The 20,873-nt window shown below is 51.5% G+C and carries 20 protein-coding genes; 10 read left to right on the top strand and 10 right to left on the bottom strand.

The genetic code is table 11. From position 1 onward, the window contains the following. The first annotated feature begins 10 nt into the window (after positions 1 to 10). Together prfA and prmC are read left to right on the top strand one after the other, a co-directional pair. Positions 11 to 1,075: a peptide chain release factor 1 gene (gene prfA / locus HYT77_04810; GenBank protein MBI2067315.1), complete on the top strand. Its 1,065-nt coding sequence runs from the start codon at positions 11 to 13 to the stop codon at positions 1,073 to 1,075. Further along, on the top strand, positions 1,068 to 1,970 hold the full coding sequence (gene prmC / locus HYT77_04805; GenBank protein ID MBI2067314.1) for a peptide chain release factor N(5)-glutamine methyltransferase: 903 nt from the start codon (positions 1,068 to 1,070) through the stop codon (positions 1,968 to 1,970). Before prfA ends, prmC begins: the two co-directional genes overlap by 8 nt. Here the strand turns inward: prmC and HYT77_04800 are convergent. Next, complete coding sequence (locus HYT77_04800) at positions 1,957 to 3,585, bottom strand: DUF4215 domain-containing protein (GenBank protein ID MBI2067313.1); 1,629 nt, start codon at positions 3,583 to 3,585, stop codon at positions 1,957 to 1,959. The genes prmC and HYT77_04800 overlap by 14 nt on opposite strands. Before the next feature lie 130 nt (positions 3,586 to 3,715). Between HYT77_04800 and murA the strand changes: the two genes are divergently transcribed. Genes murA through hisH form a run of 4 tightly spaced genes read left to right on the top strand, consistent with a single transcriptional unit; the run spans position 3,716 to position 7,412 of the window. Next, on the top strand, positions 3,716 to 4,984 hold the full coding sequence (murA, locus tag HYT77_04795; protein ID MBI2067312.1) for a UDP-N-acetylglucosamine 1-carboxyvinyltransferase: 1,269 nt from the start codon (positions 3,716 to 3,718) through the stop codon (positions 4,982 to 4,984). A gap of 10 nt (positions 4,985 to 4,994) precedes the next feature. Beyond that, entirely contained in the window at positions 4,995 to 6,212 is a 1,218-nt protein-coding gene (hisD, locus tag HYT77_04790) for a histidinol dehydrogenase (GenBank protein MBI2067311.1), read from the top strand. After that, complete coding sequence (gene hisB, locus HYT77_04785) at positions 6,196 to 6,789, top strand: imidazoleglycerol-phosphate dehydratase HisB (protein ID MBI2067310.1); 594 nt, start codon at positions 6,196 to 6,198, stop codon at positions 6,787 to 6,789. Before hisD ends, hisB begins: the two co-directional genes overlap by 17 nt. Beyond that, a complete protein-coding gene (gene hisH / locus HYT77_04780; protein ID MBI2067309.1) occupies positions 6,786 to 7,412 on the top strand; it encodes an imidazole glycerol phosphate synthase subunit HisH in 627 nt (208 codons plus the stop codon). Before hisB ends, hisH begins: the two co-directional genes overlap by 4 nt. A 9-nt stretch (positions 7,413 to 7,421) precedes the next feature. Here hisH and HYT77_04775 read toward each other — a convergent pair whose 3' ends face one another. From HYT77_04775 to HYT77_04765, 3 genes are read right to left on the bottom strand one after another with little or no spacing between them, the layout of a single operon-like run. After that, positions 7,422 to 8,345 (bottom strand): J domain-containing protein, encoded by a 924-nt coding sequence (locus HYT77_04775; protein MBI2067308.1) that lies wholly within the window; start codon positions 8,343 to 8,345, stop codon positions 7,422 to 7,424. Between the two features lie 16 nt (positions 8,346 to 8,361). Beyond that, a complete protein-coding gene (gene efp, locus HYT77_04770) occupies positions 8,362 to 8,922 on the bottom strand; it encodes an elongation factor P (GenBank protein MBI2067307.1) in 561 nt (186 codons plus the stop codon). Further along, the gene (locus tag HYT77_04765) at positions 8,919 to 9,422 is read right to left on the bottom strand and encodes a hypothetical protein (GenBank protein ID MBI2067306.1); all 504 of its coding nucleotides are present in this window, start codon (positions 9,420 to 9,422) and stop codon (positions 8,919 to 8,921) included. Before HYT77_04765 ends, efp begins: the two co-directional genes overlap by 4 nt. A 117-nt stretch (positions 9,423 to 9,539) precedes the next feature. Here HYT77_04765 and mtgA point away from each other — a divergent pair, with 117 nt between their 5' ends. Genes mtgA through HYT77_04750 form a run of 3 tightly spaced genes read left to right on the top strand, consistent with a single transcriptional unit; the run spans position 9,540 to position 11,848 of the window. After that, a complete protein-coding gene (gene mtgA / locus HYT77_04760) occupies positions 9,540 to 10,355 on the top strand; it encodes a monofunctional biosynthetic peptidoglycan transglycosylase (protein ID MBI2067305.1) in 816 nt (271 codons plus the stop codon). After that, the gene (locus HYT77_04755; protein ID MBI2067304.1) at positions 10,342 to 11,424 is read left to right on the top strand and encodes a hypothetical protein; all 1,083 of its coding nucleotides are present in this window, start codon (positions 10,342 to 10,344) and stop codon (positions 11,422 to 11,424) included. Before mtgA ends, HYT77_04755 begins: the two co-directional genes overlap by 14 nt. Further along, entirely contained in the window at positions 11,411 to 11,848 is a 438-nt protein-coding gene (locus HYT77_04750) for a hypothetical protein (protein ID MBI2067303.1), read from the top strand. The genes HYT77_04755 and HYT77_04750 overlap by 14 nt, the downstream gene beginning before the upstream one ends. Here HYT77_04750 and HYT77_04745 read toward each other — a convergent pair. Beyond that, positions 11,845 to 12,438 carry a hypothetical protein gene (locus HYT77_04745; GenBank protein ID MBI2067302.1) on the bottom strand — a complete coding sequence of 198 codons (594 nt, stop codon included), beginning with the start codon at positions 12,436 to 12,438 and terminating at the stop codon, positions 11,845 to 11,847. The genes HYT77_04750 and HYT77_04745 overlap by 4 nt on opposite strands. Beyond that, positions 12,425 to 12,967 (bottom strand): hypothetical protein, encoded by a 543-nt coding sequence (locus HYT77_04740; GenBank protein MBI2067301.1) that lies wholly within the window; start codon positions 12,965 to 12,967, stop codon positions 12,425 to 12,427. Before HYT77_04740 ends, HYT77_04745 begins: the two co-directional genes overlap by 14 nt. A 123-nt stretch (positions 12,968 to 13,090) precedes the next feature. On the opposite strand from HYT77_04740, the gene HYT77_04735 reads away from it, so the two are divergent. Beyond that, positions 13,091 to 15,376, top strand: coding sequence for an AsmA family protein (locus HYT77_04735; protein MBI2067300.1), 2,286 nt, complete (start codon positions 13,091 to 13,093; stop codon positions 15,374 to 15,376). Here HYT77_04735 and HYT77_04730 read toward each other — a convergent pair. From HYT77_04730 to HYT77_04715, 4 genes are all read right to left on the bottom strand, one after another. Then, positions 15,373 to 17,946: a hypothetical protein gene (locus tag HYT77_04730; GenBank protein ID MBI2067299.1), complete on the bottom strand. Its 2,574-nt coding sequence runs from the start codon at positions 17,944 to 17,946 to the stop codon at positions 15,373 to 15,375. The genes HYT77_04735 and HYT77_04730 overlap by 4 nt on opposite strands. Before the next feature lie 164 nt (positions 17,947 to 18,110). Further along, positions 18,111 to 19,208, bottom strand: a complete 1,098-nt coding sequence (locus tag HYT77_04725; GenBank protein ID MBI2067298.1) for a hypothetical protein — start codon at positions 19,206 to 19,208, stop codon at positions 18,111 to 18,113. A gap of 34 nt (positions 19,209 to 19,242) precedes the next feature. Further along, complete coding sequence (locus HYT77_04720; GenBank protein MBI2067297.1) at positions 19,243 to 19,653, bottom strand: SCP2 sterol-binding domain-containing protein; 411 nt, start codon at positions 19,651 to 19,653, stop codon at positions 19,243 to 19,245. Between the two features lie 12 nt (positions 19,654 to 19,665). Further along, positions 19,666 to 20,835, bottom strand: coding sequence for an iron-containing alcohol dehydrogenase (locus HYT77_04715; protein MBI2067296.1), 1,170 nt, complete (start codon positions 20,833 to 20,835; stop codon positions 19,666 to 19,668). Positions 20,836 to 20,873: the final 38 nt, after the last annotated feature.

The raw sequence follows: 20,873 nt of genomic DNA, 5'->3' as shown, positions 1-20,873 counted from the left end.
GAGGATTGGTATGTTCGAAAAACTGGAAGAGATTGAAAAAAAATACCAGGAAATCGAGAAAAAGCTGGGGGACCCCTCCACAGCACAAAATCAGCCCCTTTTTCAGAAACTCTCTATCGAACGTTCCGGCCTCACAGAGTTGATTGAGACCTATCAAAATTACAAAAAAACAAAGCAAGAGATTGAGGAGAACAAAAAGCTCCTGGAAGAGAGTGATGAGGAAATCCGTAAAATGGCTAAGGAGGAGTTAAGTGTTTTAGAGGAGAAAAAAGGGGAATGGGAAAAGGAACTTAAACTTCTTTTGATTCCAAAGGATCCACGCGACGCCAAAAATATTTTTATCGAAATCCGGGCCGGGACAGGCGGTGAAGAGGCAGCCCTCTTTGCCTCGGATCTTTTTCGGATGTACAGCCGATATGCCGAATCACGCGGCTGGCGTGTCGAGCTGATGGATACCAATCCGACCGGCCTTGGAGGACTCAAGGAAGTGATCGCCCTGATCTCCGGCCGAAATGTCTACAGCGACCTCAAGTATGAGGGGGGAATTCACCGGGTTCAACGTGTTCCAAAAACCGAGGCCCAGGGGCGAATTCATACCTCGGCCGTCTCGATCGCTGTGCTCCCGGAGGTGGATGACGTCGATATTCAGATCAACCCCTCGGAACTGAAGGTCGATGTCTTTCGCGCCTCAGGTCCGGGAGGCCAGGGGGTCAATACAACCGACTCGGCGGTCCGGATCACCCACGTCCCAACGGGTCTTGTCGTCGTCTGCCGCGATGAACGCAGCCAGATCAAAAACAGGGCAAAGGCAATGAAAATTCTCAAGGCCCGACTGTACGAAATCGAAGAGGAGAAGAAGAATGCGGAGATTCGCTCTTCGCGACAGGCGATGGTCGGATCGGGCGACCGGAGTGAAAAGATCCGAACCTATAACTTTCCTCAAAACCGGCTAACCGATCACCGAATCGGACTCACCCTTCACAAGCTCGATCGCGTACTCGACGGAGAGATTCAGGAAATAGTTGATGCATTGCACACTCATTATCAAACCGAGGCGTTGAAGACGAATGAGTGAGGTCTGGACATCCCTCCGTTTGATTCAATGGACAACCGATTACTTCTCCAAGGGAGGCATCCCCAACCCAAGGCTCGATGCCGAACTCCTGCTTGCCCATATCCTGAAATGCGCGCGCATCGATCTCTACCTCAAGCATGACTGGAGAGTGGGTGATAAAGATCTGTCCCTTTTTAGAGGGCTCCTTCAGCGACGCATCAAACGGGAACCACTTCAATACATCATTGGCGAAACGGAGTTTTATGGCCTCAAGTTCAAGGTGACTCCCGACGTGCTGATTCCACGACCAGAAACGGAATTATTGGTGGAGGAGGCGATCAAACAGATAGGGGCGGGCGCAGCAAGCAGCCCCCCTACGAAAATCCAAATCCTCGAAATCGGCACCGGATCCGGCTGTATTGCGATTGCCCTGGCAAAAAACATTCCCCATGCACGGATCACAGCGACAGATATTTCCGATGCCGCACTCGAAATCGCGCAGGGCAATGTGATCCAAAACAAGGCCCAGACCCAAATCGATTTTATACTCTCCAACATCGCTCCGTGGAGAACATTCGAGGCAGAAAATCGGCAATTTGACTTAATCCTCTCCAACCCCCCTTATATTGCGGAGGAGGAGATTGATCGACTCGAACCTGAGATCAAAAATTTTGAGCCCCGCCAGGCGCTAAACGGAGGTCCATTCGGTCTTACACAAATTCAGAAGATCATCCAAGAGGCTCCTCCCTCTCTTAAAGAGGAAGGAATTCTACTCCTTGAGATAGGAGAAGATCAGGGGAAAGAGGTAGCAAGATTGATCAAAGAGATCCCTTGCCTATCACTCATGGAAATTAAAAAAGATTTAAGTGGGAGGGATCGAGTCGTGATCACTCAAAAAAGGGTTACTTTGGTTTAAGGCAGTTAAAATCACACCCATCCTCACTGATTTGGTTGCCATCATCACATTCCTCTACCCCTAACTGAACAAAACCGTCTCCACAAACGGCACTGACACAACTGCTTAAACAAGCATCGCTGTCATCGGCATTGCCATCATCGCACCCTTCAACACCTCCGTAGAGAAATCCGTCTCCGCAAACCGCTAAAAGGCAGCTCGTAGGGCACTCATCTCCATCTTGAAAATTGCCGTCATCACATTGCTCGCCTGCTTCAACGACCCCATTGCCGCAGACATCCGGAATATTCCATCCTTCTGTACAATCATTCCGGCAGCCATCATCATTATTCCTGTTTCCGTCATCACATTGTTCGACAGATCGACGGACCCCATCGCCACAAACAGCGATCTGACAATTGTTAAGGCAACTGTCTTCCTCCAAACCATTTCCATCGTCACATTCCTCATCTCCCTCTGTGATGGCATTACCACAGCGATTCAAAGTAACGGTACAATCATTACGACAGAGATCCTGATCATTTTGATTTCCATCATCGCATTCTTCCATCTCCAGCCAGACAAACCCATCTCCACACTCAGCCATTTGACAAATGATACAGCTATCCCCCATCTCTTCATTGGCATCATCACATTGTTCCTGACCTTCGACCACCCCATCCCCACAATAGCTAGAAGAACCCTCCCCTTCATGACAATCGCTGGGGCAATCATCTCCATCGACTCGATTGCCATCATCACAGGTCTCATTGCGAGTAAAAAAGTGGACGGTACCATCTCCACAGTAAGCCCATCGGCAATCGTTAAGACAGGTATCAAAATCATCTAAATTGCCATCATCGCATTCCTCACCTTGGGAGAGAATTAAATCGCCACAAGTAGGAATCGTACAATCATCATAACAGGAATCGGTCTGGTTGGTATTACCATCATCACATTCCTCTCCCTCTTCAACAATACCGTTTCCACAACCGATGAGGATAGGAAAACGACAATCATTGCGGCAGGAATCAAGGTCATTCTGGTTGCCATCATCACACGGTTCCACCCCTTCAAAAACAACGCCATCACCACAGGCCGACATTTGACAGTTGTTCAGACAATTATCCGAATTGTTGCGATCGCCATCGTCACACTCTTCACCCCGTTCTTGGAGACCGTTTCCACAACGATTGGGTGACGGATTACAATCATTCTTACAAGAATCGTTATCGACCTCATTTCCATCATCACAAATCTCCAGATTCTGAACGAGACCATTGCCACATAATCCTCGATGACTCCTTAGGGTACAATCGTTTCGACAACTGTCATTATCATCACCGTTGCCATCATCGCAGTCTTCTTGCCCCTGCTGAAGACCATCGCCGCATGAAGGAAGTGGAGGGTTCTCAGACGGTACCTCTTCAGATACTTCTTCTGAAGAAGAGGACGAAGAAGAGCAATCGGTAGAACAAGAGGAGGGTGTCTCGGATGAAGACTCAGGGGTTGGAGAAGAAGAATCCCCTTGCTGCGAAGAACTTTCTGACCCCGAGGGATTTTCCTGCTCATTCGTCGATGTGCAAGCCATAATGACCCCCATCATGATGATGAATAAAATGTAAGTTGTCTTCATCGTGTGGCTCCTTTTACTTAAGAAACGATGTCCTATAGGAATTATCGCTTGATCAGAAGGCTCGTTTCGGAAATACAGTAGAAAATCTATAAAATTCGTACCCTGAGAGGGTACAGCTTTAAGAGGTTGCATGGACAAAATCGTTATTCAGGGGGGGCGACGGCTTAAAGGAAAGGTTGAAATCAGCGGGGCGAAAAATTCCGCCCTGCCGGTTCTTTTCTCATCCATCTTGGCAGAGGGCTGGAACCAGTTTGAAAATATCCCGGCGCTTCGGGATATCCTCACAACCTGCCGTCTCCTTGAAAAATTGGGTCTCTCGGTCCTCCTCCCTGAAAAAAAAGGGGCCTCTTTCCGAATCTCTTCAAACGGAATGAAGAGCTACACCGCCACCTATGACCTGGTCCGAACGATGCGCGCCTCCGTTCTCGTCATGGGGCCATTGCTCGCACGGTTCAAGAAGGCGAAGGTCTCCCTCCCCGGCGGCTGTGCAATCGGGGCACGGCCGATCAATCTCCACCTCAAGGCGTTCGAACAGATGGGGGCCAAGATTGATATCCAGGAGGGGTACGTCGTCGCCCGAGCTAAAAAACTCCATGGGGCGCGGATTCATTTTGACACGGTCAGCGTGACAGGCACAGAAAACGTCATGATGGCTGCCGTGCTGGCCGAGGGTGAAACGATCATTGAAAACGCCGCCCAGGAACCGGAGATTGCCGATTTGGCGGAGGTCCTGATCAAGATGGGAGGAAGGATCTCCGGCGCCGGGACGACCACCCTCACCATCAGCGGGGTTAAACAGTTGCACGGTTGCCAACACCACATCATTGCCGATCGGATTGAGGCAGGAACCTTTATGATCGCCTCCGCAATCACCGCAGGGAATCTCGTCGTCTCCGGCATTGATCCGATCTTTGTTGAGGCGTTGTCACTTAAATTGCGTGAGGCCGGGACAGAGGTCCGGCTCGAGGCAAACGGAATCCGGGTCATCGGCCCCCACACCCTCCGAAGTGTTGATGTCACCACAGCCCCCTACCCCGGTTTTGCAACCGATTTTCAGGCCCAGTTTATGGCCTTAATGACGATTGCCGATGGAACCAGTGTCATGACGGAAACGATCTTTGAAAACCGTTTTCTCCATGCCCAGGAGCTCCTCCGGATGGGGGCCCATATAAAGATTGAAGGACATTCGGCGGTGATTCAGGGAGTCAAGAGACTCTCCGGCGCCCCCTTGATGGCCTCGGATCTCCGGGCCTCGGCCGCCCTAATCCTGGCGGGACTCGCCGCGAAAGGAATCACCGAGATCCATCGTGTCTATCATATCGATCGGGGTTATGAACAGATTGAGAAAAAGCTGAGAGGGCTCGGCGCAAGAATTAAAAGAGTGAAGCTGAAATATTAGGAACAAAGCTATGGACGTTGAACAGACGGTTAAAAAAATCCTCAAAGAGGTCCGCCAAAATGGTGATCGTGCCGTTTTAAAATATACGAAGCAATTTGATCATCACTCTCTCCGTGCAAAAAAAATGGAGGTGACCCGTTCCGAAAGAAAGGCGGCCTGGAAGAAAGTCTCTCCCGAACTGATCCGTGCACTCCGGATGGCGGCCTCAAGGATTCATCGTTTCCATGAGCGGCAACAGATTAAATCGTGGGAACTCCGTGAAAAAGGGGTTCGGACGGGGCTTCGGTGGTCTCCTATTGAACGTGTCGGGATTTATGTGCCGGGGGGACGCGCCTCTTATCCTTCGAGCGTGCTCATGAATGCAATCCCGGCCAAGGTCGCCGGCGTCTCTACAATCATCATGACAACCCCTTTTCCGTCAGGGAAAGGAAACCCGGCGCTTTTGGTTGCTGCCGATTTGGCTGGAGTCGACCGAATCTTCAAGATCGGTGGGGCACAGGCAATTGGCGCGCTGGCCTACGGAACCAAAGGCATTCCAAGCGTCGACAAGATCGTTGGTCCCGGAAATGTTTATGTGGCCGAGGCCAAACGACAGCTCTTTGGAACCGTCGGAATTGATATGGTCGCTGGACCGACAGAGATTGTCATCATTGCCGATCCTTCGGCCAATCCTGCCTGGATTGCCGCCGACCTCATCGCCCAGGCAGAGCATGATCCAGAGGCCCGTCCGCTTGTTCTCTCTCCTTCCCGATCCCTCTTGAAAAAGGTCCGACAGGAGGTTGAAAAGAGGATTTCTCGAATGGACCGCAAGGAGATTATCCATGCCTCCTTCATGAAGCATGGTGACGCGATCCATGTCACCAGCCTCGAGAAGGCCTGCGAGCTCTCCAACAGGATCGCCCCAGAACACCTGGAGATTCATGTGAAAAAACCGAGAAAGCTCCTCCCAAAAATCAGGCATGCGGGCGCCATTTTCCTTGGCCCCTACTCCCCCACTGCCCTTGGCGATTATGCGGCAGGCCCCAATCATGTCCTGCCAACCAGCGCCACCGCCCGATTTTCCTCGCCACTCGGCGTCTACGATTTTATTCACGCCTCTTCTGTCGTTCAGGTCTCAAAGGCCGGTTGGCGTCGTCTGTCACTCATCACACGAGAATTGGCACTCTCAGAAGGATTGACGGCCCATGCAGAATCTGTTTGTGTAAGGAAAAATGTCGGCAAAACGTAAGATAAAAGTTGTCCGTAAGACCAAAGAGACCTCCATCGTTCTCGAAATCGGGCTGGATGGCAAGGGAGCCTATCGAATCAAGACGCCGATCCCTTTTTTAAACCATATGCTGGAGCTTTTCTCCAAGCATGGGCTTTTTGATCTCTCCTTGAGCGCCTTGGGCGACACCGAGGTCGATGATCATCACCTGGTTGAAGATATTGGGATCTGCCTGGGTGAGGCGTTTGATCAGCTCCTCCAAAAGAAGGAGGGGATCCGTCGTTATGGGTTTTTTACACTCCCGATGGATGAGGTGCTAACGACCGTAGCGATCGATTTTTGTGGTCGTCCCTCTTTTGCCTATCAGACACCGATTAAAACAGGCCGCATCAAGAATTTTGACCTGGAGCTCGTGGAACACTTTTTTGAAAGTTTTGTCCATGCCGCCAAGATTAATCTCCATATCCTTGTGCATTATGGAAAAATCAAACATCACATTGTCGAGTCGGTCTTCAAGGCGTTTGCCCGTGCCATTGACATGGCAACCCAGATCGACCCAAGGGTTAAGGGCGTTCCATCAACCAAAGGAGTTCTGTGATCACGATTATCGATCCTGAGATGGGCAATTTGAGGTCTGTGCAAAAGGCGTTTGAAAAGGCGGGAACGCGAGCCCTGATCACCTCCGATCCCAAGAAAATTGTGGAGGCCTCCAAGGTCGTTCTGCCGGGAGTTGGCGCGTTCGGCGAAGGCATGAAAAACCTGAAAAAACTCAAATTGATCGATCCGATTCTAAAGGCGATTGAGGATAAAAAGCCGTTTCTCGGCATCTGTCTTGGCTTCCAAATCCTTTTTGAAGAGAGCGAGGAATTCGGACACCACAAAGGATTGGGGGTTCTTAAGGGAAGAGTGGCGGCCTTGCAGCCAACGTCCAAACACAAGGTCCCTCATATGGGCTGGAACCGGATCAAAAAACTGAAACGAATCCCCCTGTTAGGCAATGTGCCGGACGGCTCCTACTTCTACTTTGTTCACTCTTACTATGTCATTCCCAAAGAGGAGTCGATTGTGATTACGGAAACCGACTATATCAAGGACTTCTGCTCCTCCGTGGCGCGGGACAATCTCTTTGCCTGCCAATTTCATCCGGAAAAGAGCCAGACAACGGGGCTTAAGATTATCAAGGCATTTGCGGAAGGAAAATCTTCAACGCCGATCTCCTAGGATCACATGCTAGTCCCTTAGCTTCTCGGCATTCCTCTCACCAAACTTTCTCAAGAGTTCTTGAGATTCCTCATCCAGATGTTTAGGTACAACAACCTTGATCAAAACATAAAGATCCCCGGTTCCGCTCTTTCCCAGATGGGGAGCCCCCTTGCCGGGAATGCGGAATTTCTGACCGGAAGAGGTGCCAGCCGGGATCTTGAGATTCACCGCCCCGTCCAAGGGACTGACCTTGATCGTCGCGCCCAATCCTGCCTCGGAGATTGAAATCGGCAACTCCAGATACAGGTCATCATCCTCCCGCCAAAAATCGGGGTGCGGCAAAACATTGATCCGAATATAGAGATCCCCCCCCTGCTCCCCCTTTCCGACCAACCGGATCTTTCCGCCATTCCTTATGCCTGCTGGAATTTTTACCTTGAGCTGTTCCCGACCTCCCTCACGTGCAATCTTGATCGACCTCTCTGTTCCATGAATCGCCTCCTCAAAATCGATTTCGATCGAGGCATGAAGATCCTTCGGTTCTGGCCCCCGTCGTCGGGCACGCCCTTCACGACCGCTCCTTCCGACCCCCCCCATGAAATTTTCAAACAGATCATTTAAGTCAAAACCGGATTGTCTTTGAAAATCGTCAAATCCAGCCCTCCCTCCCCCACCCGGACCACCAGTCCAACTCCATGTCCTGTAGGCCTGCCCCGGATCAAAACCGCTGCTCTCCGCAAAATGACCAAACTGGTCGTACTTTTTCTTCTTATCGGCATCCCCGATGACGTCATAGGCCTGTGAGATCTCCTTAAACTTTTCCTCTGCCGACTTGTCCCCCTTGTTCACATCGGGATGATATTTCTTGGCCAGCCGTCGATACGATTTTTTAATCTCCTCGGGCGAGGAGGAACGGGAGACCCCTAAGATTTCGTAGTAATCACGAGGCATCGGTTATTTTAAGGATTTAAGAAACTCTTTCCAAATATTCATCGCTGGAGGTATCGACTTTCACCAGATCCCCCTCTTTCACAAACGGGGGGACCTTGACGGTAATTCCATTTTCAAGCTTGGCCGGTTTATAGGAGGAGGCTGCCGTTGCGGCCTTGAAGACCGGCTCGGTCTCAACGACCTTTAGATTCATTGTGCCGGGGATCTCAACTCCCACCGGCTTCTCGTCATACAGATCGACCACGACCTTGGTGTTTGGCTGGAGATAATGGGTGGCGTTCCCCAAGAGATCGGTTGAGAGATGAACCTGTTCGTACGTTGTACTATCCATGAAGCAGTAATGATCCCCCTCCTGATAGAGGTACTCCATGTCTCGCTGTTCCAAGGTTGCCCTTTCAACCGAGTCCTCAGAGCGAAACCGATAATCGATCTTCGTCCCGTCTTTAAGCCGCCGCATCTCGACCTGCATCTTCCCCCGCTTGTTGCCGGGGGTGACATGCTGGATCGCCAAAACACGATAAAGATCCCCCTCATGCAGCAGAATCATCCCAACCCGAATCTGTGTCGCCTGAATCATCCTACGGACTCATGAACAGTTTGATCACGATTTTCAAGCAGTATTTTGCCGATCGGGACGCCGATCAAGAGGGCTAGACCCACCCGCGTCACATTGGCTGTCCAGCCGCCTTCTGTGGCCGAATACAAAAACTCCCCCACTTTGAACCTACTCCCATCAAGCAAATCTTTTACGGCCTTTTCAGCCCAGGCAAACGCTCCATCTCTCCACCGGGCAACGATCTTTCCATTACGACCATTGGCTGTACCCAAGGCGGCCTCTAATGTGGCATTCAATTTACCTCTTAAAAGAGCCGCATACTCAACACCGTCTGAACCTCGTGGGCCAGGAGTAAAGTAGGTACCAACGGAACCGATCACTTCGAGCATCGCCGGATCGGCACGCATCGCCGCATTGAGCCCCCTGTCGCTATTTTGGGCCTTCAAGAAACGGATTAGCTCCTGCACTAGAGCTTGCGCATCAGCCTCTCTGACCCCAAGCAATCCAATACTCATCCCCATACAATCCTCCTTGTCTCAACGTTAACAATTCACCAGGCCCCTACAGACAGCTGACTCGATCGTTTGGATGAAAAAATGGTTGCTAACTGTTCCTCCCAAAACTTACTCTGCCCCCAAATGTACTTGGGACGTTTTTTGATAAAAATTGCGATCTATTCATTTCTCCTTTGCACCCTCCTCTTAGGCCTTCTTTACATCGGCATGATCCCCCACACCCTATACCTTCGCTCCCACAATCCCCGAGGGACCGCTCTGATGGCGGCAGAGGGGGGGAGGACTTCCCAGCAATCGGTCTCCCTTTCACAGATATCGCCGTGGCTCCAAAAGGCGGTGCTCGCGGCGGAGGATCTTGACTTCTATAATCACCCCGGCATCGACCTCCACGAGATGAGAGAATCGATGAAGAAGAACTGGAAGAAGAAACGCTGGGCACGCGGGGGGTCGACGATTACAATGCAGCTCGCCAAAAATCTCTACCTCTCAAAAAATAAAACCGTCATCCGGAAAATCATTGAAGTTGTGATTGCGTTCCGGCTCGAACACTCACTGACAAAGAGGAGGATCCTGGAGCTTTACTTGAACCTCATTGAGTGGGGAAAGGGGATTTACGGCGCCGAGGCGGCGGCAAGACACTATTTTCGGAAACCCGCCTCGATCCTGACGGCCGAAGAGGCCGCCTGGCTCGCAGCCATCATTCCGAACCCCAAGAGATATTCCAGCCCGGGCTATGCCCGATACATAGGTCGCCGCAAGGCGATGATCCTCCGTCGGATCCATGGCGAACCGGTGGAAGAGCCTGAGGAGCTAATCAACGAGATCCCTGAGGAGGGGTCGCAGGCGCCCGGAAAATCGACCCCGGAGATACTGGAGGAATTAGAAGAAGTGACAAATGGTGAGGAAGTTGATACCTCAAATCCCGATGAAGAGAATTAGCGGGAAATTCTGCCTTTTGGCAAGCAGCCTTATTCTCCTTCCCCTTTTAGTCTCACAAACCGCCCATGCCACCCCTCACTTTGCCGTTTATGCCAACACCTCCTGCAGCCACTGTCATGTCAATCCGACGGGGGGTGGGATGCGGAGCAGCCATGGGGTCAATCTCTATAGTGAATTTTCGCTCAAAAAGAGCTCACCCCTTTTCCCTCCAGAATTCAAAGGGAGAGTCGGTCAGTATTTTGGCATCGGCGGGGATGTCCGATTGCAAAATCTCTCCACGATTGAATCACCTACGAATAACTCATTTACGATTCTGTGGGGGAGTCTTTATCTTGCTGCAGATCCCCACAAACATCTCACCATTTATACCGATACCGATCTTGCCAACACCACGAGTCGCGAGGCTTATGGAATGGTGCATCATCTCCCCGGAAACAGTTGGTTCAAATTTGGCCGGCTGAATCAACCGTACGGACTCCGAGTCCCCGATCCCACCTCCTTCATTCGAAGCGATCTCGGGTTTACCTTTGCAAACCAGGACCTCGGAGTTGAAATCGGTGCCGAGCCAGGCCCTCTGACGCTTGCATTGGCTCTCACAAACGGCGTTGGGGGAGGGGCGGGGGATGACAACCAGGCCAAGGCGATCACCTGGTTTTCCGAATGGCGCAAGTCAATTCTCCGGTTCGGTGGCTCCGTTCATTTCAATGATGCCCAGACAACCCGACTCCTCACCGGGGGAGCCCATTCCGGCTTGCATCTGGGAAAGGTCGCATTGCTGGGTGAGGTCGACCGCGCAGAGGTAAGGAATAAGACAAACGATACCGATCGAACAATCACGCTCGGCTATGGAGAGATCAACTATGCACCGATCCAGGGGCTTTACTGCAGGGGGATTTACGATGTCGAGGACGACAATCTCGCTCCCTCCGGCCTTCACCACCGGATCGGTGGAGGAGTCGAATTTTTTCCGATTCCGTTCATGGAGGTCAATCTGCTCTACCGAATGCAAATCGGGAATGGGACGTTGGGAGATGATCAGATTGTGGGACAACTGCATGGCTTTTTTTAGAATAGCACTAAAGACCCTTTTTTGCCTGCTCATCCTCCTCTCGGGCCTTGCCTGCACCGGTTCGGAAGAGGACGCCGATGAGGAAGAGCTCACCTCGACCCTCTCGAGTATTCAGACCAACATTTTTACACCGAACTGTGCCAAGTCAGGTTGTCATTCTTCGAGCAGTGCCTCGGGAGGATTGGACCTCTCTCTCGGAAGTTCTTTTAAAAATTTAGTTGATGTGGCCAGTACCGAGGCAACAAACTTACAGCGCGTTGAACCCCGAAACGCCTCGAATAGCTATCTCATTAACAAACTCGAGGGGACACAAAGCTCGGCTGGTGGCTCAGGAGTTCAGATGCCGAAAGGTTCCTCCGCCCTTACGAGCGCACAGATTCAGAGCATCAAGGACTGGATTAATGCCGGGGCCCAAAACAATTAATAAGACCTTTCTTTTTTTCTCTCTGCACTAGGGAAATGCTCTCTGAAACTAAAATAGCTGCCCCCATACATCATCATCATTGCCAGATTCATCGAAATCATCATGTAAAATCCTGCGGTTGATATGGCATCATGTTCCTCATAGACCATCTTGCCAAATTCCACATTGGCAACATCACAAGGCCCACCAATTCGACTAAAGAGAGTCACACCAAGAGCCTTGTCATCCTCTCCTGCCAAAAGCGATGTTTTTACCCCAACATCCAAAACCGCCATATCATATGTGCCCCTCAATGCCGCATCCCCCCCAACAGCCCAGATCCCAGACCCAACCTTCTCAAGATGCAGGTTGAGCGGGATAGCCATTACATTAATATTATTGAACTCATCGAGCGTCTCCCCGCCCAAACCGAGCGTCAGACCTCCTGTGATTCCAACCCTTCCCGATGGGTCATTCGTTGGGTCTCCATCATCAGGCGCTGCCTCTCTGACAGCGTGACCAAACGTATCTACTTTCGCCTCATCAAGGCGAATCGTACTGATGCCAGCACCGATATTTAACTGTACCCCCTGAATTTCACCGGCTCCCATCGTCTCCTCCTTTATGGGCCTTAAATCCATTAATCGATACCTTCATGGCGATCCCGACCATCGACTCATCCGTACCGGGAGAGTAAGCAAAGATCGGTCCAAATAACATCGCCAGATAGGTCTGCCCCTCGCGAATCCCCCGATTCAGGTAGGCCCTTGAAATTTCGGGTGCGACTGAAGCAAACGCCAAATGCCGGTCCTCTTCCCCCGCATGGGCGTATCCAGCCTCCATCACAAGGGCGAGACCTGAGGCAATCCTGAATTTTCCAAGATACCCTGCACCAAAATTGACATCACTCAATTCACGGCGGGTTATGCCGATGGGAACCGTTAGCTCAACACCATGAAACTGATCAAAAACCGCTCCATCGAGCAAGGCAACACCACCATTCAAGGACGCCCCCCAGACGGCAAAATCGCTTTTCCCTGCACTCGCCTCCGCCGGGGGAGACGACGAATCGGTCTCCCCAATCGGAAACAACTGGCTTTTAAGACCCAATGAAAATGCGGCCGCCTTGATCTCTGTCATGAGGACCTCCTTGAAAACCTCTCACAATTCCCTTTGCGTCCCGTCATCGGAACGGTTATAAGGTAGTTTCTTAATATTTTTAGTGAACTGTACCTCATAGAGGTACAGGGTAGAGGGGGCTCCATGATCAAAAAAATCCTGCTCGGGATCGGGGCGGTGCTCTTTTTGCTCATCGCTGCGATCGTCGTCTTGCCGTTCGTGATCGATGTCAACCGGTTCAAGGATCCGATCATCCAAAAGGTCGAGGAGAATATTAATGGAAAGGTGGCCCTTGACCGGATCGGCCTTAAACTGTTTCCGTTTATCGGACTTCGGCTCGAAAATCTCGCCGTGAGGAATCTTCCCGATTCCCCTTTTGGTGAGACGCCGCTCCTTAAACTTGGCACCTTTGATTTTCGACTCCATCTGATGCCTCTTTTGCAGAAAAAGGTTGTTGCAAGTCTTCTCCTGAAGGCCCCCGAGATCCAGTTCATCAAGACCGCGGCCGGTTCCAATGTCGACCTTTTGATCAAGAAGAAAGTGGCGGCCCCCGCAGAACCTCCTGCTGCCGAAGAGAAAAAGCCGGAGGCAGCAAAACCGATGCCACCGTGGATTGAGGAGGTCCGTATTGAAAAGATAAAAATTGAAGAGGGCCATCTTGTTTACGATGATCAAACCAACCCTGACGCCCCGCTTGCGGTAGGGGGATTCCGGCTTGAGGTCACGAATGCCGTCCTGACCGACACGACCAAACCGATCGGCATTGACCTCGGGATGCATCTCTTCGACGCGGCGAATGAAAATTTAAGTTTCAAGGCGGATGTCGCCGTTGATCAGGCGAAGAAAAATGCGACCGTGAAGGATGCCAAGCTCGTGATCGCCGGTTCACCAATCCTCTTCAACGTCTCCGTGGAGGATTACGAAAAAACCAGGAAGGTCGATGCAACGCTTTCGGCCCCTGCCTTTCAGATGAACTCCGTTTATTCACTCCTCCCCCAGTCTAAAAAGTCGCTTCCGCCCGACTCGTCGCTTGAGGGGTCACTCGCACTAAGTCTCTCTGCCAACGGAACTCCCGAGGCGATCGCCCTCAAGACAAGTCTCGATCTGAAACAGGCCAACATCAAGTATGGCGACACCTTTGTCAAACCGGCCGGGGCAACGCTCGATCTCTCGATTGAGGGGAATTATGCGACGAGTGGCGTCAACATCAGCCAGTTTGCCTTTCATATCCTTTCGGGGGCGATCACCGGCAGTGGAAGTCTTGCAATGTCCGGTGGCCAGGATCTGAAACTCGATCTTCAAACCAACCCGCTCAACCTCAAAGAGCTGCTAACCCTCTCACCTAGAAACAAGGAGATGGATGTAGAGGGCTCCTTACAATTGACCTTCAAGGCGGCCGGATCGCCACTTAAACCGGATGAGATGAATCTTGCGGGAAGCCTCTCCTCCGAAAGCATTCGTTACACCACCTATGCCCTCACGGGGCTTACCAGCGCCTTCTCCTATGAAAAAAAGGTGGCTCACCTTAACGAACTCAAATTCACGCTGTTTGAAGGGCTCTTCTCCGGAACCGGATCCGTTGACCTAAATCCTCAAAAACCGGTTTGGGATTTTGCGTTGACTGTTGACGGGATTAACATTGACACCGCCCTCACCCAATTCGCGGACCAGAAAGATACACTCACGGGGAAAGGAAATTTGGCCCTCACACTAAAAGGAACCGGCACGACACCTCCCGACATCAAACAATCGTTGTCCGGCACAATCGATATTGCGCTCCGAGACGGCGAGATCAAGGCGATCAACATCGCCCCTGGTATTTTTTCGGAGACGATGCTCGGGGGAATGAATCTCGTCGCCGAGAAGTTTCCTAATCTGAGCGTTGGGGGGTTGAAACTCGCAACACCAGGATTTGTGCAGGGACTCAAAGGCACACCGTACCATGAACTCAAGGGGAACGCGAAGATCGAAAACGGCCTGATCCAATTCCCCAACATAAGCCTCGCCCATTCTGAGAGTTCCATTGAGATGGGGGGGACTGTTAATCTGGATCTTAAACTCGATCTGAAAGGGAAATACTATCTCTCCAAGGCGGCAACGGACGGTTGGATCGGGAACGAGAAGATGCGCAGGCATCTGACCGACAAGGAGGGGCGGTTCATCGTCCCGTTTGCAATCACAGGTGACCTTAAGAACCCATCTGTCGGACCGGACGGCGACTATCTGACCGAGATCATGAAGAACGCCCTCACGGCCTATGTCAAGGAAGAGCTTAAAGGAAAGGCAGAGGCCGAGGCGAAGAAATTGGCGGAACAGGCGAAACAGAAGGCGTTAGAACAGGCCAAGCCGGTCGTTGAAGAGAAGGCGAAAGAGGTAATCGAACAGATCAAGCCGGCCGATATTGGTGAGAAGCTTAAAAAACTGTTTTAGAAGTAGGGATTCAAGCCACGGCAGGTACTACGACCAAGATCCTCATTCATCGTGCAGAACTGTCCAACAACGCAGTCAGAATCACTCCAACAACTGGCTGAACAGGGGAGGCCATAGGGGGTCAGGTGCGTAATTGGCTGAAAGCAATGATCGGGTGAGACACAAACGGGGGAATCCATTGTAAGAAATGGAGTCCAAACAAACTCCCTCTTCTTGCCGTCGTAGCCATACTGCCAGATTCGTAAGGCGTGGTCGTAGAACGGGCTCTCGATACGAATTGAGGTCACCTCATCCTCCTGATCTCCCTGCATCTGGTAGGTATCCACGTTATAGGAGCCACCACCCGTCTTGCTAAAATCGGTGCCTCTGGGAATCCACGGTTCATCCATGTAGCGGCTATCATAATTGAATTGATCCGTGACACGGCAACGATCCTCTTCGGTGTCCCCCAATCTTCTCTCGGTAAGATACGGGTGATTTCCGAGTTCCGTTGTATCAATCCATCGTTCGAGCCCTGTCGATTCGTTGTGTGCCCAGACCTGGATCTCAACATGGGGATTGCCAATCAGGTGTTGTCCCTTCCATTTGATAGTGAAGTTGCAACCGCCTGTATAGCACTCTGCATCATACCATCCTGATGGCAGCTTCAGTTCTGACAGATAACCGGCATCAAGGGTCTCCTTTTCGACCGGTACCTCGATCAGTTCATCACCAAAATTCCACATCCTGAGCTCAAACTTGTTGCATCGGTTGTGTCGTTTCTCGTGAATAAAGGTATGGTCTGTGTAGAATGGACTCACCTCCGCAATAGTGGCGGGTGCCTTCTCTTCATCGGAGACCTTCTTCTTCGTCCCTTTCAGATCCTTTGTCGTCTTTTTGACCCCCGTGGGCCGATCGCTGACCGCCTCGAGGCTCCAAATGGGGCCACACCCCTCAAAGTGGACGAGCCCCTGATCTTCAAGATTCTGCTGACCATTTGTCCTGACTGCCACGAGCTCCAATTTTTTGGCGTAATTGACGCTGAATTCCCGTTCTCGGTTCGCCGGTAACGATTTCGTGGTCTTGCCCCCCTTGGTCTTTTTCCCTCCGCTTGTTTTTCTCTTGTTGGCCGCTCCTGCCGAGGGACCAAAGAGAGGGACAACTGTCACCTTCTGCGTAAAACTCATCTCAAGACCGACCTTGCACCAATCCTCCATGTCGTCATCCATGTCGGCATCCTCACTCGAGGTCGGACGCTCCCCGAGATAGAAGGGGCAGGCGTTCTCACCCGTGAGCAGTTTGTTCGTGAGATGGAGCTCCGAATCATGAAAATCAACAGTATAATCACGATACAGGTTGTTCGCCCCTGGATCAAAGCCGCTCGCACCACAGGTAACGGTGAAGCCGTCATTCGGTATATCAAATTCATGCGTTCTCTCGCTCGGGGCGATACGGCCGTACTCCTCAATCGGGAAGTTGTAGCTCTCTGATTGACTACTACCGGCATAGACAGACACATGGGCCCTCACGGCGTTCGAGACATTCATTGTCACCTTTACCTTGGGCCGCTCCGGATCAAACTCGACCACACAACCATCGGTCTCTGACAACTCAACATCGGCCGCTGTCATCTCAACAGGCTCGCCAACCGTCGGGGCGTAGTCACCACATTGATAAACAGGCCAGAAATAGCTCTCGTGAAACAACGGGGCCGCAAGAAACTCATGGAGTTCATGGAGATCTCCTGTCACCGGCAGGTCGTACCGAACAAAGTAATTTTTAAGGGCCGGTCGATCCATCTCTAACTCGGCAAGGCCCTGGCAGTATCCCTCATCTCCCTCACCCGCCTCGGGATCACAACTGGTTACCTGCGCCTCAATTCTTTCATGCTCCTGATCGTATATTTTGAAGCGCCAGAGATCCTCCCCGTTAACCTCCACATTCTCTCCTGCAATAAGTCCAATAATGGAAAGCTTCGAAAAAGAGACCCTTTCACTCAAGTTGGCAACCCGAACGGCGAGCAGATCCGGGGTTGGATCATCGGAGGTCAGATTGCTCGTCAAACCAAAAAACGGTGCCTTATTCTCATTGAAATCGACCTTAAACTCCACCTCGCCACAACCGTGCGGGACCTCGCATTCTCCCGTCTCTCTATTGCAGACCTTATCTGCGGAGCACTCCGAATCCTCTTCACAGGGAGGAGGAGGTGCTTCGCACTGACCGGTCGTCGTATTGCAAATAAGCTCCTGCTCCTCACAATCAATCTCATCGGGGCATGTGAGAGGCCGGCAATGGTTATTGTCGCAAATCTCTCCTGTCGGACAGGCGTCATCCCCTTCGCAACCGATAACAACAGGCGGGTCCGGTTCAAAATCAGGTGCGCGATTCACAACGGTCTGTGAATTCCCCCCATCAAATTGCGGCGGTGTACGATTCTCTGAATTCTGATCGGTCCCATTATCACCACCCGCTGCCTGCTCTTCGTTTCCCACTCCCGCCTCCTCATCTAGATCATGGGAGCAACCAGTAAATCCGAACTGAAGGGACAAAATGAGAACGATGGCAAGGGAGCTTAATGATAATTTGGTCATAAAGGCGTTGATAGAATCCTCTCACAACAAGCTTTTGCAATCGGGACGCCAATTAAGACCAAAAGGTCTGTATAATCTAACGGATTGAATTAATTGACTTATTTCTTTGGATTTTGTTTTTAGAAAAAGATAACGCGGGTTAGCATGGCGAGTTCTCTCCCCCCTTATGGGGTACTATCTGAGCCCTTCTTGACGATTGTCCCCTCGATGAGGATCGCCATCGTCGTCCCACTCATATCATCGAACATGCTGTTGGCACCCGGATCAAGCGTAGAGGACTGAATCGTTGTGGTTCCAACCAACACCACGGCACCCGTCAGTGGATCGATCCGTTTACCAAAGATCCGTTTACCGACCGAATCGTAGTGCCGGCTCCCGAAAGAAGCGATTGCCTCTGCAACAAGAGGTGTTGAAAGTGTTTTCAAAGAAACCTCATCCGTTGTAAGTGTCGTTGTGATTGTTGTGTTGAAATCCCCATTCAGCGTAACAACGAGATTATCAATCTTGAGACTCCCCTTCGAGTCATCATAGGTTCCACGGGCATCTCCAGAGGTAGAGAGCATGGTATCTTGCAGTATATTCCCCCCGAGAATTTCGACGTTCTCCCTCGGACGCGGCAAGATAAAGGATCCTTCTTTAATCTGCTCCATCATTGCTGTCCCGGCCGTGGCATCCAAAGTCATTTCAATCGACACCGGATCGAGCGGACGGACCCCATCTTCGGAGCTTAACGGTTGAGAGATTTTTGAGGTCGCCGCAACGAGCTTTGTGATCGTGAATGCCGCCTCCCCCGATATGTCAACCTGGGCTCCTTCATCGGCAACGATACAGCCGACGGGACCTGTTCCGTCAGCCGTTCCGGTTAAATGAAGTTGGCGAACACCCGTTAACGGGGCGCGATAAACAACATCGATCACCGCGGAATGCCCGCCGCTTGTCTTAGGTGTGTAACTGACCTGAAACTGATATTCTTCACCGGCAGGAATCCTGATGTTTGAAAAACTCGCCCCTTCGGCTGAAAGGGAGGTGTCCGCAACGACCACATCCTGGAGCGAGAAATTTCCATAAGGATCGGTACCGGCTGCCACAGCAACCCCTTCGATAACCATCTCTTCCTCCGTGTCATTCACGAATGGAATCGGCTGCGAGTTTGTGACACAGACGGTGCTCTGAAAAACGTACTCAGAGACCCCGCTCACCTGATCCTCTGCACAGGCAGAGAGAATAAAAAGAAAAGCCCACAAGGCACCCCGTTTTATCATCACCTATAATATCGGCTGGAATCGCAAAACGTTGCTAGAGGCAGTAGGCCGAAAACCCCTTCTCTCTCAAGTACTTGGGGTACAGATCGTAAGCAGGTTTTATCGCTGGAAGGAGACGCAGGATCTTCGGAATCGGTCCCTTGGCGACCATTTCACGACGGGCAAGCGCAATCATGAGATTCACCTTCCCAAACCAGAACCGATGCGCGACGTCGGCCTTCATCCTCATCTCCACATCCGGCGATTTGGTGGAGTCATTAAAACTGATCTCCGGATCCTGACGAGAAAGATCGACAGTGATTGATAGATCAGGCTCCATATAGTTAAACTTCAAGATCAATCGTGACTCTTTCAGCCTTGGCCCCATACCAGGATCGGCAAGAATGAACTGAAAAAAACCGCCAAGGACCTGCTGAAGCTTGTCGCTGTTTTCAAAGGTGGGCATCGTGTCTCCTCCTTAATAAGCCTTCTTTATAAACTCCAAAACCTCTTCCTTGATAACCTCTCTCGGATTGTAAAAACTCGTCCCGTCATTAACCGCCCCTTCGGCAATCTTTTCCAGCAAACCCTCTTCCACACCGACCTCTTTCAAACAGGAGGGAAGGCCACAGGCCTGATGGAGTTCCAGACGGAAGCGTTTGATCGCCTCAATCGCCGCCCGGGCTGCTTCTCTCTCACCCATCTTGGGACGCCGGACACCCAGAAATTCCGCAATCTCCGCATATCGCGGATAACAAAACTCGAGGTTGTACTCCATCCCCCAGGGGAGAAAGATGCTGTTGGCGGTCCCATGATGAACGTTCGCCAATCCTCCCGTTGCATGCGCCATACCATGCACAACCCCCACCATCGCATGGTCAAAGGCAATGCCGGCCATCGTGGCCGCCGTGAGCAATGCCCCCCGTGCCTCCAGGTCATCTCCATGAAGAATTGCCTTTAAAAGATTCTCCCGAATCAGAGGAATCGCGGCCGCCGAGAAACTACGCGACACCGGACTTGCCTGCGGACTCGTGTAAGACTCGATCGCATGGGTCAGGGCATCCATCGCCGTCGCCGCCGTCAGCTTGGGAGGCATCGAAGTCGTGATTTCCGGATCGAGAATCGCCAAGTGAGGAGCCAGATATCGATCAACAAAAGAGAGCTTGGTGTGCGTCGATTCATCCAAAATGACGGCGGCCGTGCTGACCTCACTTCCAGTCCCGGCCGTTGTCGGAATCGCAATGAGTGTCTTGAGAGGATTGGGAATCGTCTGGGCCCCGGAATAATCCCCGACCAGGTCTCCCCCATGCGTGAGAAGGATATTGACCGCCTTAGCGGTGTCGATCACACTACCACCGCCGATCGCGAGAATACCATCGGCACCCGTTGCTATCGCCTTCTCAGCACAGCTCTTCACAACGCGAAGCTCGGAATTGGAAGGAACCTCTGAAAAAACACCGGCGATCTCGATTCCGGCGTTTTTGACTCCCTGCAAGATCGGATCAACAATTTTGAGATCAAAGAGAACCTTGTCCGTAATCACAAAAAGGCTCGGTGGATTGTAAAGGGCCAGCTCTGCTGCAAAGTCTTTTGAAAGACCATTATTAAAGACAACACGCGTAGCACAGTGGAATTGGTAGAAGTCCACCAAAGGGGGCTTATCTCTTGACCCCTCTCAAGTCAAAT

This window comes from Deltaproteobacteria bacterium (genome assembly GCA_016180855.1).
GTDB lineage: Bacteria > UBA10199 > UBA10199 > JACPAL01 > JACPAL01 > JACPAL01.
This window is presented reverse-complemented; position numbering and strand designations above follow the sequence as displayed.